Source organism: Azospira sp. I13 (assembly GCF_003112695.1).
Taxonomy (GTDB): Bacteria; Pseudomonadota; Gammaproteobacteria; order Burkholderiales; family Rhodocyclaceae; genus Azospira.
In genome coordinates, this window is sequence record NZ_BFBP01000010.1 from 131,130 (window position 1) to 145,983 (window position 14,854).

At 62.1% G+C, this 14,854-nt stretch carries 13 protein-coding genes; 1 reads left to right on the forward strand and 12 read right to left on the reverse strand.

Going from position 1 to position 14,854, the window contains the following annotated elements; translation table 11 throughout:
- Nucleotides 1-56: 56 nt before the first annotated feature.
- The 7 genes from AZSI13_RS09385 to AZSI13_RS09415 all read right to left on the reverse strand — a co-directional run bounded on the left by AZSI13_RS09385 (nucleotide 57) and on the right by AZSI13_RS09415 (nucleotide 9,771).
- On the reverse strand, nucleotides 57-425 hold the full coding sequence (locus tag AZSI13_RS09385; protein WP_109040912.1) for a hypothetical protein: 369 nt from the start codon (nucleotides 423-425) through the stop codon (nucleotides 57-59).
- Nucleotides 422-2,773: a DUF3631 domain-containing protein gene (locus AZSI13_RS09390; RefSeq protein ID WP_109040913.1), complete on the reverse strand. Its 2,352-nt coding sequence runs from the start codon at nucleotides 2,771-2,773 to the stop codon at nucleotides 422-424. Before AZSI13_RS09390 ends, AZSI13_RS09385 begins: the two co-directional genes overlap by 4 nt.
- A 10-nt stretch (nucleotides 2,774-2,783) precedes the next feature.
- Nucleotides 2,784-3,020 (reverse strand): AlpA family transcriptional regulator, encoded by a 237-nt coding sequence (locus AZSI13_RS09395; RefSeq protein ID WP_109040914.1) that lies wholly within the window; start codon nucleotides 3,018-3,020, stop codon nucleotides 2,784-2,786.
- 189 nt (nucleotides 3,021-3,209) lie between these two features.
- Nucleotides 3,210-4,475, reverse strand: coding sequence for a tyrosine-type recombinase/integrase (locus AZSI13_RS09400; RefSeq protein WP_109040915.1), 1,266 nt, complete (start codon nucleotides 4,473-4,475; stop codon nucleotides 3,210-3,212).
- Between the two features lie 201 nt (nucleotides 4,476-4,676).
- Nucleotides 4,677-5,918: a bifunctional glutamate N-acetyltransferase/amino-acid acetyltransferase ArgJ gene (gene argJ / locus AZSI13_RS09405; RefSeq protein ID WP_109040916.1), complete on the reverse strand. Its 1,242-nt coding sequence runs from the start codon at nucleotides 5,916-5,918 to the stop codon at nucleotides 4,677-4,679.
- A 75-nt stretch (nucleotides 5,919-5,993) separates the two neighbouring features.
- Nucleotides 5,994-8,690, reverse strand: a complete 2,697-nt coding sequence (secA, locus tag AZSI13_RS09410) for a preprotein translocase subunit SecA (RefSeq protein WP_109040917.1) — start codon at nucleotides 8,688-8,690, stop codon at nucleotides 5,994-5,996.
- 127 nt (nucleotides 8,691-8,817) lie between these two features.
- Nucleotides 8,818-9,771 (reverse strand): M23 family metallopeptidase, encoded by a 954-nt coding sequence (locus AZSI13_RS09415; RefSeq protein WP_109040918.1) that lies wholly within the window; start codon nucleotides 9,769-9,771, stop codon nucleotides 8,818-8,820.
- On the opposite strand from AZSI13_RS09415, the gene AZSI13_RS09420 reads away from it, so the two are divergent.
- Nucleotides 9,766-10,236, forward strand: a complete 471-nt coding sequence (locus AZSI13_RS09420; protein WP_109040919.1) for a DciA family protein — start codon at nucleotides 9,766-9,768, stop codon at nucleotides 10,234-10,236. The genes AZSI13_RS09415 and AZSI13_RS09420 overlap by 6 nt on opposite strands.
- On the opposite strand, the gene AZSI13_RS09425 is transcribed toward AZSI13_RS09420, so the two are convergent.
- From AZSI13_RS09425 to AZSI13_RS09445, 5 genes are all read right to left on the reverse strand, one after another.
- The gene (locus tag AZSI13_RS09425) at nucleotides 10,223-10,411 is read right to left on the reverse strand and encodes a hypothetical protein (RefSeq protein WP_109040920.1); all 189 of its coding nucleotides are present in this window, start codon (nucleotides 10,409-10,411) and stop codon (nucleotides 10,223-10,225) included. The two genes, AZSI13_RS09420 and AZSI13_RS09425, sit on opposite strands and share 14 nt — an antisense overlap.
- Nucleotides 10,412-10,482: 71 nt before the next feature.
- Nucleotides 10,483-11,406, reverse strand: coding sequence for a UDP-3-O-acyl-N-acetylglucosamine deacetylase (gene lpxC, locus AZSI13_RS09430; RefSeq protein ID WP_109040921.1), 924 nt, complete (start codon nucleotides 11,404-11,406; stop codon nucleotides 10,483-10,485).
- A gap of 245 nt (nucleotides 11,407-11,651) precedes the next feature.
- Entirely contained in the window at nucleotides 11,652-12,806 is a 1,155-nt protein-coding gene (ftsZ, locus tag AZSI13_RS09435) for a cell division protein FtsZ (RefSeq protein WP_109040922.1), read from the reverse strand.
- Between the two features lie 59 nt (nucleotides 12,807-12,865).
- Nucleotides 12,866-14,095: a cell division protein FtsA gene (gene ftsA / locus AZSI13_RS09440; RefSeq protein WP_109040923.1), complete on the reverse strand. Its 1,230-nt coding sequence runs from the start codon at nucleotides 14,093-14,095 to the stop codon at nucleotides 12,866-12,868.
- Between the two features lie 23 nt (nucleotides 14,096-14,118).
- Entirely contained in the window at nucleotides 14,119-14,853 is a 735-nt protein-coding gene (locus AZSI13_RS09445; protein WP_109040924.1) for a cell division protein FtsQ/DivIB, read from the reverse strand.
- Between the last annotated feature and the right edge of the window lies 1 nt (nucleotide 14,854).

Here is a 14,854-nt window from a genome sequence, read left to right on the forward strand (position 1 = left end):
TCGATGCACTCCGGTAATCGGCGTTATAGACACAAAACCCGCATAAAATCTAGGATTCATGCAACGCCACGCTTTACCGTACCCGGTTCCGTACCCGGTTTTGTGATTTCACGCCCTAGATGGCCCCAAGGTTCCGCCGCCCGTCCGATGAAATAGGCCCGCGCCTCTTCATCTTCCTGACACTTGCCCATCACCTCGGCTATGGTCGCCGGGTCGGTTTCGCCTATCTGGGCCAGCCATAACCGGATTGGGCTGCAATTCCACGCTGCCAACTCATCAACGATTGCCGCCTTGTATTGCCGGATAAGAGGGAGCCAGCGCCCCACCGCCGCTTGGTCGCCGGTTGCCTTGAGGCTCCCCGTGTCGGAAAGGGCCAGCACCACTCCTTCTGCCGTCGCCGCCTGGATCACTTGGGCGGGGGTCATACTTCCACCTCCACATGATTCCCCTGGCTTTCCCCGCTTCTATCCGTAACAGCGTCACAATCCAGTATTAGCGCGGGTTTCGGCGTGACGGACAGGGTTTTGCTGGGGTAACGTGACGGATGATCCGTAACGGCAAAACCCACATGGTTGCTGGGTTGTGACGCTGTTACGCTTGTACCGCTGGAAAGGGCCAGATAACGCGCAAAGGCCTCTTTGAATTGCTCAAGCTCAAACCCTTTCGCCGTTTCATGACCAAGGCGGATCGTCTTACTGGCGATTCCATACTCCTTCAGCCGCGTGGCAACCTGGCGCGGGCTGATAGGCTTGCCTCGGTTGTAGGTCGCCCACGACTTCTCGTCGTCATCGCATAGATGCTGGATCAGGTCCGCCGTGCTGATCTTGAGCAACTGCTTTGTCTCGAATAGTTCCCGAATATCAGCCAGTAGCTCATTACCTACCGTGCCTCCATCCTCCCCGCTGCCGGAGAGTTTCAGGGCCGCATGACGAGCAAGGCTCGGCCACTCCCCTCCGGCAAGTTCGGCAATGGCAAGCAGGGGCTCCCAATTGTCCTGGGCACGGTCATTCAGGGCGGCGGGCAGATCGGGGCGTACCTGACGCAGGGCCTCCCGGTTGTCGATAGCAAAGCGGGCCAGTTTCGCGGCCAGGTCATCAAACAAACCCGGTTCGGCATGGCGCAAGCGTTGCACCTCTTCATGGGGGAGCTTGCGCCGCAGCTCCAGAACAATGGCGCGGTCCATGATGGTATCGGCCAGGTGACCAATCCCCGCCAGCGCCTTGGCTCCCCAGACGTTGAAACGCTTGGGGGTATGGTCGTCGCCCACCACGCGCACGATATAGGCCGAATCGCGGGTATGCCCGCAGTTCAGCAGCCCCCGCAGCTCCTCGTTATCCTTCATGAAGGCGTCTGCCTCATCCACCAGCAGGGTGGGCTTCCAGGCATCAACCGCCCGAAACAGGGCCGCAGGAGTGATATTGCTGGCCGCCAATGGGCGATGCACCAGACGCCCCAGCAAAAACAGCAGTTGGGACTTTCCGCAGCGTTTCTCCGGTGCGGTAATCACAGCCAGGGGTGCCACCTGAACCACATCCATGAACCAGGACATGGAAACCCACAGCGCCGCCGCGTGGGCAGTTTCCTCCGGGCAGATGATGAACCGCTGAACGGTCGCCGACAGGTCAGACAGGAGCGCCCCAGCCACTACCGAATGCGGCCACGGTGTCACGTCATCAAAGTCGATGCCCTCGGTTTCGTTCTTCTTCTGTTTCCTGGCTTTAACCTCTTTATCCAGAGTAATACTACGCACTCCGAGCGCCTTGGCTTCCGCTTCCCGTACTCGGTCATATTCGATAGGCGAAAGCTCGGCCAAGCGCCCTATACGGCTATCGTCGTTAGTAGGTACCACAACCTGGGGCGTATAGTCGGATTCCATGGCAATGCCAATGCTGCGGGCCACAGAGTCCAAGCCCATCAGCACGGCCATATCGTTGAAGTCCGTCGCCCCATCCGGTCTATCGGTTCCGAAGTCGGGGAAGGCCAGCTTGCCGCCGACGGCCTGGGCCGCTTCTATAGCCTTGGTTTTGCCGGTGTTGCCTTCGGTTCGGTAGTCATCATCCCCGCAGACGATCAGGGGCAGGTCGGGAAACTTCGCCCGCATCGCCTGGGCCACCCCCAGCAGGTTGCCTGCATTGAAGGCCACCGCCACCGGGTAGCCCGTCGCTTCGTGAATGCTGGCCCCGGTAGCAAAGCCCTCACAGATCACCAGCCTCGCCGCCCCCGTGGGATTGCCGATGCTGAAATAGCAGCCCCTTACCCGGCCACCGGGTAAGAATCGCTTGCCACCGTCCTCACCAATGAATTGCAGGCTGTGAATGTCGCCATCAGCCCGCACGGGGATCACTAGGGCATCACCGCTCAGGCGTACCCCGTAGGGCTTGATCTGCTTACGGGCAAGGTAGGGATGATCCACCGGGGCGGCGGGACTAGCTTTCCATATAGCACCGGCCTTTTCCCTGGACTCAGCCTTGCGGCGGGTTTCCTCGGCTTCCCTAGCCTGCCGCATGGCCTCCACCCTGGCCCTGTGCGCTCCCTCTTCTGCCGGGGAAAGAGTGCGGCCAATGTCCGCCCGCCAGTTCTGGATTAGACCACTGCGCCAATCGCCAAAACTCCCAGCCGGGATACCATCACCGTGCAGGCAATACCATCCGGAATCGTCGCCGCGTTTGCCGTTGCTGGAAAAGCGCCGCAGCTTGCCGTCGTCCTCGATTACGTCAGGCGGCGTCAGGCCAGCAGCTTGAATAGCATCCCTGAATTGCTGCAATGGGGACATTTCTGGCCCCTCAAGCTTTACGGCTTTTTTCGATCTGTGCGGTCAGCCATGCATCTATTTCGGCCTCCACCCATCCCACAGCTTTTGCACCAATAGATACAGGCAATGGGAAAGTAGGATCGTAGTCACCGGGACGCTTGGGGTTTTGGCGTATCTTGCTATAGATGGTGGAACGAGAAAGCCCAGTGCGGGCCTCTACCTGCTTACGGCGCAAAATGACAGGGGCGGGCTGAAATTTGAGAGCCATGCTTTTCCTTCCGATTAAAGAAGGCCAGAGCGGAGTGCTCTGGCTCGCCCCGAATTATTTAATCCAGCTTAGGCACATCGCCTGCCTGCAAATTTCGCATTGACTATTCAATAGCAAAAATCCCGATAACTGCCGACAGGTGCGCTCCCAGCGTCCCGCAGTAGCATAGCCTCCACAGGGGCCCTTCCATTACAAGGCCCCATTGCTGCGCAGAGGCACCACATCAGCCCCCTTAATCCAGGCTTCTGTCAAATCAGCCCATTGCTGCATTAATGCCCGCCGTTGGTCCAGCTTCTTGGCGTGGTTGTATGCCCCCCGGACCTTGTTGCGCTCGGCATGGGCAAGGCATAGCTCGATCACCTCATGATCTGCGCCCGCCTCATTGAAGAAGGTGGAGAAGGTGCCACGCACCCCATGGGGAGTAAATTTACCGGCATACCCAGCGCGATTGAATACATCCCGGATTCCCTCATGGGTAAGGGGCTGCTCCCGGTCCTTCCTCCCAGGAAAGACATAGCGCCCCCGGCCCGTTAGCGCCTGCATCCCCCGCAGGATTTCCACCGCCTGGAAAGACAGGGGCACGGTATGGGCTTCCCGCATCTTCATCCGCTCGGCAGGCACAGTCCAAAGCCCGGCCTCTAGGTCAAACTCCTGCCATTCGGCACAGCGTAATTCCACCGTCCGAACCACGGTCAGCCACAGCAACTTGGCGGCGGCCTTGGTCGCGTTTTCCGCTTGCACGTCCTCCAACGCCCGCAGGAAGGCGGGTATCTCTTTAGTGGCCAGGTGGGCGATGTGTTGGGTCTTGGGTGCCTTGAGGGTATTACGTAGGGGCCAGGTGGGGTCTGCTTCCACCAGCAATTCACCGGCTGCATACCGGAAAACGCCCCCTATCCAGGTTTTCAGCAGCTTGGCACTAGCCGGTGAGCCACGCTTTTCCAGACGTTTGAGTACGTCCTTAACGTGGGCCGGTGTAACCGACTTGATAGGCAAAGCCCCAATCCATGGGAAGGCATCGCCGGAAAGGCGTTGCTTGATCTGCCGCAGGTAATTGGCGGACCAGTGGCTTTCGTTCTCCCTGATCCAAGTTTCAGCCACCGCCTGAAAGGTGCTTTCTGCCTCCAGGGAGCGGCGCAGCCTATCGGTTTGCTGGCTGTGAGAGGGATGAATGCTCTGTTTAACCAGCCCCCGGCAACGCTCGCGCTCTACCCGAGCCTCGGCCAAGGTGAATTGCCGGGCATCCCGCCTAGCCTGGGCTTCCTTCTGGGACTCCCCGGCAGGGGGTTGGCAGTAGCTCCCCAAGGCGAACAGGTTTTCCTTGCCCCCTATCTCGTACCTATAACGCCATAGCTTGGAACCGTTGGGGCGGACCTCCAGATAAAGACCATTCCCGTCGCGCAGCTTCAACGGTTTGTCTGCTGCCTTGGCGGTGCGGCATTGCGTGTCTGTCAGCATTGGCGAGCCTTTCAGGGCCTTCCGTACCCGGTTTTTCGCTGTACCCGGTTTTCAGAACCGGGTACAGCACTTCGATACCCGGTTTTGCACCCGGTTTTTATCCGGATTGCAATGGACGACAGCGGAACGATACAGACAAAAAAGCCCGCATTTACGCGGGCTTTGTGGGTTTCTCCGGACTTCACCGGATGCAGTCTGGAACTAACTCCGGTAGTCGGCGTTGATTTTCACGTAGTCGTAGGAGAAATCACAGGTGTAAATATCGCCGCCGGCCGGGCCGCGAGCCAGGTCGACCCGCACGGTGATTTCGGCATTCTGCATGATGCGGGAACCATCAGCTTCCTTGTAGCTGGCCGCCCGACCGCCCTTTTCCGCCACCAGTACGGTATCGGCGCCGCTGCCCAACCACACCCGGATGTTGCCCACATCCAGGTCAGCAATACCGGCGTAGCCGATGGCGGCCAGGATACGGCCGAGATTGGGGTCGGAAGCGAAGAAGGCGGTCTTTACCAGGGGAGAATGGCCGATGGCGTAACCCACCTTGCGACACTCCTCCAGATCCTTGCCGCCTTCCACCGCCACGGTGATGAACTTGGTAGCGCCTTCGCCATCCCTCACGATGGCCTGGGCCAGTTCGATGGAAACTTCCACCAGGGCAGCACGCACGGCAGCCCAGGCCGGGTCCTGGGCGTCCTTGACGTGCAGGCCGCTCTGACCGGAGGCCATGAGGATGAAGGAATCGTTGGTGGAGGTGTCGCCATCCACGGTGATGCAGTTGAAGGACTGGTCCGCCGCTTCCTTGGCTACCTGCGCCAGCAGTTGCTGGGGAATGCCCGCATCGGTGGCGACGAAGCCCAGCATGGTGGCCATGTTCGGCTTGATCATGCCGGCGCCCTTGGAGATACCGGTGACGGTAATGGTCTTGCCGCCCACCTGAATACGGCGGGAAGCGGCCTTGGCCACGGTGTCGGTGGTCATGATGGCGTGGGCGGCAGCATGCCAGTTGTCCGCCTTCAGGTCGGCGATAGCGGCGGGCAGGCCGGCTTGCAGCCGATCCACAGGCAACGGTTCGAGAATGACGCCGGTGGAGAACGGCAGCACCGCCCGATCTTCATCCAGGCCAAGCAGGCCGGCCAGGGTGGCGCAGGTCTGCATGGCGGCCTGCAGGCCGGTTTCGCCGGTGCCGGCATTGGCGATACCGGTATTGATGACCAGGGCGCGAATTTCCGGATCGCGCCCCAGGTGACGGCGGCAGACCTGAACCGGGGCGGCGCAGAAACGGTTCTGGGTGAATACGCCGGCCACGGTGGTGCCCGGATCCAGGGCAATGACGGTCAGGTCCCGTCGATTGGCCTTGCGGATTCCGGCTTCGGCAGTACCGAGACGGACCCCGGCAACGGGGAACAAGGCTTCAGGGGCAGGCGTGGCGTAATTGACGGGCATGGCTCTCTCACCGGAGAGGACAAAAGAAAACGCAGAGGGTAGCAGGCTGCTCCCTCTGCGTCAGTGGCATGGTGCTCAGTTCAGCTTACCGTGGCAGTGCTTGTACTTCTTGCCGCTGCCGCAGGGGCAGGGATCGTTGCGGCCGACCTTCGGTGCGGCAGCATCGTCTTCGGCCGTAGCGGCGCCGAGGGCTTCATCGTAGTCGGCATGATGGTACTGGACGTTCTCCACGCCGGGCTGCTCCACCTCGGCCACATCTTCGGGAGAACGGATCTGCACGGTCATCAGCAGCTTGGTGACTTCGGAACGCACGCTGTTGAGCAACCCTTCGAACAGTTCGAAGGCTTCCCGCTTGTACTCCTGCTTCGGGTTCTTCTGGGCGTAGCCGCGCAGGTGGATGCCCTGGCGCAGATGGTCGAGGGCAGCCAGGTGCTCGCGCCAGTGGGTATCCAGGCTTTGCAGCATGAGATCGCGCTCGAACTTGCGGAATACCGAAGGATCGGACACCAGATCGACCTTCTCGGCATAGGCCTGGTCGGCCGCCTGCAGCACCTTGTGCAGCAGGTCTTCATCGGAAAGACGGCTATCGGCCTTGACCCACTCGGCCACCGGCAGGCTCAGCTGCAGTTCAGCTTCCAGGGCCTTTTCCAGGGCCGGCAGGTCCCACTGCTCCTCAATGCTTTCCTGGGGAACATAGATGCGGAACATCTCGGCCACCACCCCTTGGCGCATGGCCACGATGGTTTCGGAAATGTCATCCACTTCCAGCAGATCGTTGCGCTGGGCGTAGATCACCTTGCGCTGGTCGTTGGCCACATCGTCGTATTCCAGCAACTGCTTGCGGATATCGAAGTTGCGGGCTTCCACCTTGCGCTGGGCAGACTCCAGGGAACGGGTCACCAGGGGATGCTCGATGGCCTCGCCATCAGGCATCTTCAAACGCTCCATGATGGACTTCAGGCGCTCGCCGGCGAAGATGCGCAGCAGCGGATCATCCAGGGAGAGGTAGAAGCGGGAGGAACCCGGATCGCCCTGGCGACCGGCACGGCCCCGCAGCTGATTGTCGATACGGCGGGACTCATGGCGCTCGGAACCGATGATGTGCAGGCCACCAGCAGCCAGCACCTGGTCGTGCACCGGCTGCCATTCGGCCTTGAGGGCGGCAATCCGGGCGGCCTTGGTGGCATCGTCCAGGGACTCGTCCAGACGCACGGCGTCTACCTGCTTTTCGATGCTGCCGCCAAGCACGATGTCGGTACCGCGACCGGCCATGTTGGTGGCGATGGTGATCATGCCGGGACGGCCGGCCTGAGCCACGATCTCGGCCTCCTTGCCGTGCTGCTTGGCGTTGAGCACCTGGTGGGGCAGCTTTTCCTTATCCAGCAGGCTGGACAGCAGCTCGGAGTTTTCGATGGAGGTGGTGCCCACCAGAACCGGCTGACCACGGCGATGGCAATCCACGATGTCCGCCTTCATGGCGGCAAATTTCTCGTCCGCCGTGCGGAACACCTGGTCGTTGTGGTCCTTGCGCTGGGCCGGGCGATGGGTGGGTACGACCACCGTTTCCAGGCCGTAGATTTCCATGAACTCGTAAGCTTCCGTATCGGCGGTGCCGGTCATGCCGGCCAGCTTGCCGTACATGCGGAAGTAGTTCTGAAAGGTGATGGAAGCCAAGGTCTGGTTTTCGTTCTGGATGCGGGCGCCTTCCTTGGCTTCGACGGCCTGGTGCAGGCCATCGGACCAGCGGCGGCCGGGCATCAGGCGGCCGGTGAACTCATCAACAATGATGATTTCACCGTTCTGCACCACGTACTGCTGATCCTTGTGGAACAGATTGTGGGCACGCAGGGCGGCGTTCAAATGGTGCACCAGGATGATGTTGGCGGCCTCGTAGAGACTGCGCCCTTCCGCCAGCAGGCCGACCTGGGCAAGGATTTCCTCGGCGTGCTCGTGGCCCTGTTCGGACATGTGCACCTGGTGGCCCTTTTCGTCCACCCAGTAGTCGCCTTCGGAATTCTCGTCGGCAGCCCGGGTCAGCAGGGGCACCACCTGGTTCATGCGCTGGTAGAGCTCGGTGTGATCCTCGGCCTGGCCGGAAATGATCAGCGGCGTACGGGCTTCGTCGATGAGGATGGAATCCACCTCGTCCACGATGGCGAAATTGAGGCCCCGTTGCACCCGCTCGGCAGCGCCATACACCATGTTGTCACGCAGGTAGTCGAAGCCGAATTCGTTGTTGGTGCCGTAGGTGATGTCGGCGCCGTAGGCGGCCTGCTTCTGCTCATGGGGCATCTGGGAAAGATTCACCCCGACGGACAGCCCCAGGAAGCGATGCAGCCGGCCCATCCACTCGGCGTCACGCTGGGCCAGGTAGTCGTTCACCGTAATGACGTGTACGCCCTTGCCGGAAATGGCATTGAGGTAGGACGGCAGGGTGGCCACCAGGGTCTTGCCCTCGCCGGTACGCATTTCGGCGATCTTGCCGTAATGCAGCACCATGCCGCCGATCATCTGCACATCGAAATGGCGCATCCCCAGCACACGCTTGCCGGCCTCGCGCACCACGGCGAAAGCTTCAGGCAGCAGATCGTCCAGGGTCTCGCCCTGGGCGTAACGCTGCCGGAATTCGTCAGTCTTGCCGCGCAGGGCCTCGTCGGACAAGGCGCTGATGGCCGCCTCGAAACCGTTGATTTTCTGGACGATCTGGGAATACTGCTTGATCAGCCGGTCGTTGCGGCTGCCAAAGATTTTCTTGAGGAGTCCGGGAATCATCTTGAGAGACGCACTGGCGTCCGTAAGCGGGAAAGGGGCGATTCTATCACGCCCGGGAAGCCCGCCAATTTAGGGAAAGTCAAAGGAATGGGGCGGCGATTGCCACCCGACAAAAATGCCGACGGTTTCAGCGCCGGCTGGCGACCTGAGAGCCTTGCTGCAGGAAGCGGGCCGGATTCTGGGCCACCCCCTGGTAACGCACCTCGAAATGCAGATGGGGGCCGGTGGAGCGCCCGGTATTGCCGCTGGCGGCTATCAACTGGCCGCGCTTGACCAGCTGACCGGAGCGGACACCGATCTTCGACAGATGGGCATAACGGGTGGTAAAGCCATTGCCGTGGTCAATCTCGATGAGATTGCCGTACTGGGGATGCCGATCGGCCTCCACCACCACGCCACCGGCAGCGGAAACCACGGGCGTACCCACTTCGGCGGAGAAATCCACGCCTTCGTGCATGGCGCTTACCCCGGCAATGGGATCGGCACGAACGCCAAAACCGGAGCCCACTCCCGAACCCTGGATAGGCAGAGAGGTCGGCAGTAACACCTGGCGGATGCGGCGGTCCATCAATTGGTTCTCCAGGGTCCGCATGTAATCGACCCGCTGATCCACCAGGGTGGACATGCGCTCCAGTTCCCGCTGCAGTTCCTCGGCAGAATGAATGCCCGCCTCCTGCACCGATACCGGCAGGAGGGGGCCGCCCTGCCCGCCCTTGCCGATGGCGGCCGGAGTCACCTTGTCACCGGACTTTTCACCGGACTTCATGCCGGCCAGCACCGAAAGGCGCTCACCCATGGCGTCGAGATGCAGCATCTGGGCCTGCATGTCGCCCAGGCGCGCCGCCATGACATTGAGGTTTTCCCGGAGAAAATCCTGTGTCTTCTGGGTTTCCTGGCGCTGCACGGCAAGGACGAGATCCTGCACCAGCGGCAGGCGGAAACGCACGGTCAGCCAGGAAAAGGCCACCGCGCCAGCCAGCACCAGAGCCATGAAACCCAGGCCCAGGGCCAGCAGCAGGCGGGGCGTCAGGGTCACGGTTTTGGCGGTTGCCATCCGATCGGAGACAAGAATAAGATGCACGATGCTTCTCCTCGAAGTGGATCCATGCACGAATCAGTAGAAAAATATCTCGGCAGAGCGGACGGCGCAGCATCGGTGCTGGCCCATGCCCGACTCTTGATGCGCGCCCAGCGCGCTTACGACGACTTTGCCCCGGCCTCATTGGCCCGATCGAGCGGCGTCGCAAACATCAAATTGGGGAGTGTGGTTATCCACGCCGATAACGGCGCGGTCGCGGCCAAACTGCGCCAGATGGCCCAGACCCTGGCCCGCGAATTCTTGAAAAGGGGTTTTGAGTGTAACGGCGTGGTCATCAAAGTGCAAGAGCGCCCCAGAGCAACTTCCGGGCCAGCCCCTACGCTAAAACCCCTACCTCCCCGCGCGGGAGCCGAACTCCAGGAACTCGCAGCCAGCCTGCCCGACAACTCCCCCTTGAAACGGGGCCTGCAGGACTTTCTCGCCCGGGTTGCCCTCAGAGAGGAATGATCGCCAGACGCTCCAGCCCCATCAGGGCGAAGAGCAGCAGGGCCAGAATCAAGAGGTAACGGGTGGTACGCCAGGCAAAGCGGAGGTAACGGGACTGCCCGGTCAGGAAATAGCCCAGAACACCACCGCCAGCAGCGATAACAGCCAGTACGGCCAGGATACGCAGGAGGAGCATGGGGCCTCCTTCATTTTCTCGGGATGGATGGGCGGCAAACTCAAGCAGCAAGGCCTGAGCGGCCAGCGAGCTCAGGCTGCCTGGGCCGGGAGTTCCAGCCAGCGGGCAACGCCGACGGGCGTCTGTGCCTGGTCTTCAAAGGTGGCGAACTCCCAGGAGTCCTGCTCCTTGAGCAGCTGCCGGGCCAGCAGATTGTTCAGGGCATGTCCAGACTTGTGGGCGGTGAAGGCCGCCAGCAGGGGATGCCCCAAGAGATAGAGGTCGCCCACCGCGTCCAGCACCTTGTGTTTGACGAACTCGTCGCCATAACGCAGGCCGTCGCTGTTAAGCACCCGGTATTCGTCGAGAACGATGGCGTTCTCCAGGCCGCCCCCCAGGGCCAGGCCGTTTTCCCGCAGCATCTCCACATCCTGCATGAAGCCGAAGGTACGGGCCCGGGCCACTTCCCGGGTGTAGGACTGCTCGGCGAAGTCGACGCTGACGGACTGGGCCGACTTGTCGATGGCCGGGTGGTTGAAGATGATGGAGAAGGTCAGCTTGTAGCCGTCGTAAGGCTCGAAGCGGGCCCACTTGTCGCCGTCCCGCACCTCGATGGGGCGCGTGACGCGAATGAATTTCTTGGCTGCCGGCTGTTCTTCAATGCCGGCCGACTGGATGAGGAAGACGAAAGGTGCCGCGGAACCGTCAAGGATCGGCACTTCGGCCGCGTCCAGGTCCACATAGGCATTGTCGATGCCCAGGCCGGCAAAGGCCGACATCAGGTGTTCCACCGTACCGACCTTGACCCCATCCACCTCCAGGCAGGAGCACATGCGCGTATCACCCACCATCAGGGCGTCGGCACGGATTTCCACCGGCTGGGGCAGATCCACGCGGCGAAAGACGATACCGGTATCGGGCGCTGCCGGACGCAGGGCCATAGTGACCTTGACGCCGCTGTGCAGGCCGACGCCGGAGGCGCGGATCAGGGACTTGAGGGTACGTTGCTTCAACATGTCGGTATTCACTTCCGTTATGCAACCACCGCGACACCCATGACGGCGTCAGGCGGGATGAAGACGGAATAAGGGGGGAAGGCACATTCTAGCACGAAGGCCCCTTCCCCCTTAAGGAGGCGTTTTGTTACAACACGTTACCGCAGGTCAGGACGGCCGCCAGACGCCGGTTTCCCCGGCGGGAGGCAGCGCCGTTCTCGGCCCGTGACGGGCCGGCGAAGACGCCCGGCGGCGCGCCCCGACCCTTAGTCCGCCTGCTTGCGCAGGAAGGCCGGGATGTCGTAACGGTCGACGCCGCTGTTGGCCAGGGCTTCGACCGTGGCGTTGCGACCCTTGCGGATCACGGCCGGGATGTCCAACTGGCTGTAATCGCCGCTGACGCTCATCGGCACATCATCGGTACCGGTGCGCATGGCGGTGTTGATGACTTCGAAGGACTGGCGACGGGCTTCCGCCTTGCCCAGGCCGGTGGCGACCACGGTGACGCGCAGCTGCTCGCCCATGGATTCGTCAAACACGGCACCGAAGATCACGTGGGCATCTTCCGCAGCGAAGTCGTTGATGGTCTTCATCACTTCGTTCACTTCCTTCATCTTCAGGCTGCTCTTGGAAGCGGTGATGTTGACCAGCACGCCCCGGGCGCCGGAAAGGTTGATACCTTCCAGCAGCGGGGAAGCCACGGCCTGCTCGGCCGCAATACGGGCGCGGTCGATGCCGGAAGCGTAGGCGGACCCCATCATGGCCATGCCCATTTCACCCATGACGGTGCGCACGTCCTCAAAGTCCACGTTCACCAGGCCGGGCTGGTCGATGATCTCGACGATGCCGCCCACGGCGTTACGCAGCACGTTGTCGGCCGCCTTGAAGGCTTCGTCCATGGAGACGTCGTCGCCCAGAACTTCCATCAGCTTGTCGTTGAGGATCACCACCAGGGAATCGACGTGCTTCTGCAGCTCGGCGATGCCAGCCTCGGCAGCCTTCAGGCGCTTGCCCTCGAAGCCGAAAGGCTTGGTCACCACGGCCACGGTAAGGATGCCCAGTTCCTTGGCCACTTCCGCCACGATCGGGGCGGCGCCGGTACCGGTGCCGCCACCCATGCCGGCGGTGATGAAGACCATGTTGGCCCCCTTCAGTTGCTCGGCGATGCGCTCCCGCTCTTCCAGGGCAGCGGCGCGACCGGCTTCCGGCTTGGCGCCGGCACCGAGGCCGGAAGCACCCAGCTGCAGCTTGGTCTGGGCGGTGTTGCGGCCCAGGGCCTGGGCATCGGTGTTGGCCGCCAGGAAATCGACACCCACCACCCCTTCGCGAATCATGTGGTCGACAGCGTTGCCGCCAGCGCCACCGACGCCCACCACCTTGATCATGGTGCCGGATTCGTCTTTATCAATAATTTCAAACATGGATCGCCTCCTTCAAAAATACTGCATTCACACGTGCTGCATTGAACGGAAATTGCTTCTTAGAAATTTTTTTCGAACCACGACTTCATACTGGAAAACACCTGCTTGACGCTGCGCGTCTCCTGCACTTTCAAGCCCCGCTTGCGCTGGGTCTGGGCCTCGAGCAACAGGCCGTAGGCGGTGGAGAAACGCGGACTCTGGACCACATCGGCCAGGGCGCCGGTGTACTTGGGCACCCCGAGGCGCACCGGCATGTGGAAAATCTCTTCACCCAGCTCAATCATGCCGGGCATCACCGAAGCGCCGCCGGTCAGCACGATGCCGGAGGACAGCACCTCGTCGAAGCCGGAGCGGCGCAGTTCGGCCTGGATCAGCTCGAACAGCTCCTCCACCCGGGGCTGGATCACATCGGCCAGGGCACGACGGGAAAGCTTGCGGCTGGGGCGGTCATCCACCCCGGCCACTTCCAGCACCTCTTCCGGATCAGCCAGCTGGGACAGGGCGCAGCCGTATTTGCGCTTGATGTCTTCCGCCTCCCGGGTGGGCGTGCGCAAGGCCATGGCGATATCGTTGGTGACCTGGTCGCCGGCGATGGGAATCACCGAGGTGTGGCGGATGGCGCCCTGGGTCCAGATGGCGATGTCCGTGGTACCGCCGCCGATATCCACCAGGCAGACGCCCAATTCCTTCTCGTCTTCGGAGAGCACGGCAAAGCTGGAGGCCAGGGGCTGCAGCACCAGGTCATTGACCTCCAGACCGCAGCGGCGCACGCATTTGACGATGTTCTGGGCGGCGGAAACCGCGCCGGTAACGATGTGCACCTTGACCTCGAGGCGGAAGCCGCTCATGCCGATGGGCTCGCGGATACCGTCCTGGTCGTCGATGATGAATTCCTGGGTGAGGATGTGCAGGATTTCCTGGTCGGCAGGAATCGGCATGGCCCGGGCGGTTTCGATCACCCGGTCCAGATCCATGGTGTTCACTTCCTTGTCCTTGATGGCCACCATCCCGTTGGAGTTGAAGCTCTTGATGTGGCTGCCGGCGATGCCCGTATAGACGTTCATCACCTTGCAGTCGGCCATCAATTCCACTTCCTGGACCACCCGGGAAATGGCGCTCACGGTCTCCTCGATATTGACCACCACGCCCTTTTTCAGGCCCTTGGAATCCTGGCTGCCCATCCCGATGACGTTGAGCCGCCCCTCCGGGGTGATCTCCGCCACCAGCGCCACGATCTTCGAGGTGCCGATATCCAGGCCGACAATCAGTTCCTTGCTATCCCTGCTCATGTTGTTCCTCTGCCTTCAAACCTTCATTTCCCCGCGGCGGCCAGCCGCAGGGCAAAACCGTTGGGGTACCGCAAATCCACTACCTGGGGCCGGGGCGAACGCTCCGCCAGCACTGCCGGGTAAATTTCCACAAAGCGCGCCAGACGCTGGCCCACCGGGGCCTTGGGCTGCTCCCGCCCCAGCTCCAGCAAGAGGCCGTCGTCCAGCTTCAACTGCCAGGCCAGGCGCGGCGACAGCACCAGCTGCCGCGGCTGCCGGCCCGTGGGCTGCAACTGGCGGGCGAAATCGTCGAAACGCCGCAGCACATCCGGCGCCGTGCCCAAAGGCCCGGCCAACTGGGGCAGCGCATCGGCCCGGGCCGGCGGCAGGCCGGCGGCGAACACTTCGCCGTAGGTATTCACCAGCTGGCCGCCCCCCTCGCCCCAGCGGGCGGCCGGACGATGCTCTTCCACCCGCACTTCCAGACGGGAAGGCCAGGCCCGGCGTACTTCCGCCTTGCGCACCCAGGGCAGTTTTTCCAGGGCACCCCGCAGGGCTTCCAGATTTACGCTGAAGAAATTGCCCCGCACCAGACCGGAAAGCGCCCGCTCCACCTCGCTGCGCTGCACTTCCTGCAACTCCTGGGAGAACACCACTTCCTTGAGGGGAAAGAGCGGCAGCCGGGCGGCCCCCAGCCCCAAGGCCACGAGCAGGGCCGCCGCGCCCGCTGCAAGCAGCAGGTCGGCAACCGCGGTCATGAGCTGGGGCTTGTGCCACATG

What these genes read in the sequence shown, in the direction of transcription:
- AZSI13_RS09395 (WP_109040914.1), bottom strand. Translation starts at nt 3,020, where the DNA reads ATGGCTCTCAAATTTCAGCCCGCCCCTGTCATTTTGCGCCGTAAGCAG.
- argJ (WP_109040916.1), bottom strand. Translation starts at nt 5,918, where the DNA reads ATGCCCGTCAATTACGCCACGCCTGCCCCTGAAGCCTTGTTCCCCGTT.
- secA (WP_109040917.1), bottom strand. Translation starts at nt 8,690, where the DNA reads ATGATTCCCGGACTCCTCAAGAAAATCTTTGGCAGCCGCAACGACCGG.
- AZSI13_RS09420 (WP_109040919.1), top strand. Translation starts at nt 9,766, where the DNA reads ATGCACGATGCTTCTCCTCGAAGTGGATCCATGCACGAATCAGTAGAA.
- AZSI13_RS09390 (WP_109040913.1), bottom strand. Translation starts at nt 2,773, where the DNA reads ATGTCCCCATTGCAGCAATTCAGGGATGCTATTCAAGCTGCTGGCCTG.
- AZSI13_RS09385 (WP_109040912.1), bottom strand. Translation starts at nt 425, where the DNA reads ATGACCCCCGCCCAAGTGATCCAGGCGGCGACGGCAGAAGGAGTGGTG.
- ftsZ (WP_109040922.1), bottom strand. Translation starts at nt 12,806, where the DNA reads ATGTTTGAAATTATTGATAAAGACGAATCCGGCACCATGATCAAGGTG.
- AZSI13_RS09445 (WP_109040924.1), bottom strand. Translation starts at nt 14,853, where the DNA reads ATGTGGCACAAGCCCCAGCTCATGACCGCGGTTGCCGACCTGCTGCTT.
- AZSI13_RS09400 (WP_109040915.1), bottom strand. Translation starts at nt 4,475, where the DNA reads ATGCTGACAGACACGCAATGCCGCACCGCCAAGGCAGCAGACAAACCG.
- ftsA (WP_109040923.1), bottom strand. Translation starts at nt 14,095, where the DNA reads ATGAGCAGGGATAGCAAGGAACTGATTGTCGGCCTGGATATCGGCACC.
- AZSI13_RS09425 (WP_109040920.1), bottom strand. Translation starts at nt 10,411, where the DNA reads ATGCTCCTCCTGCGTATCCTGGCCGTACTGGCTGTTATCGCTGCTGGC.
- lpxC (WP_109040921.1), bottom strand. Translation starts at nt 11,406, where the DNA reads ATGTTGAAGCAACGTACCCTCAAGTCCCTGATCCGCGCCTCCGGCGTC.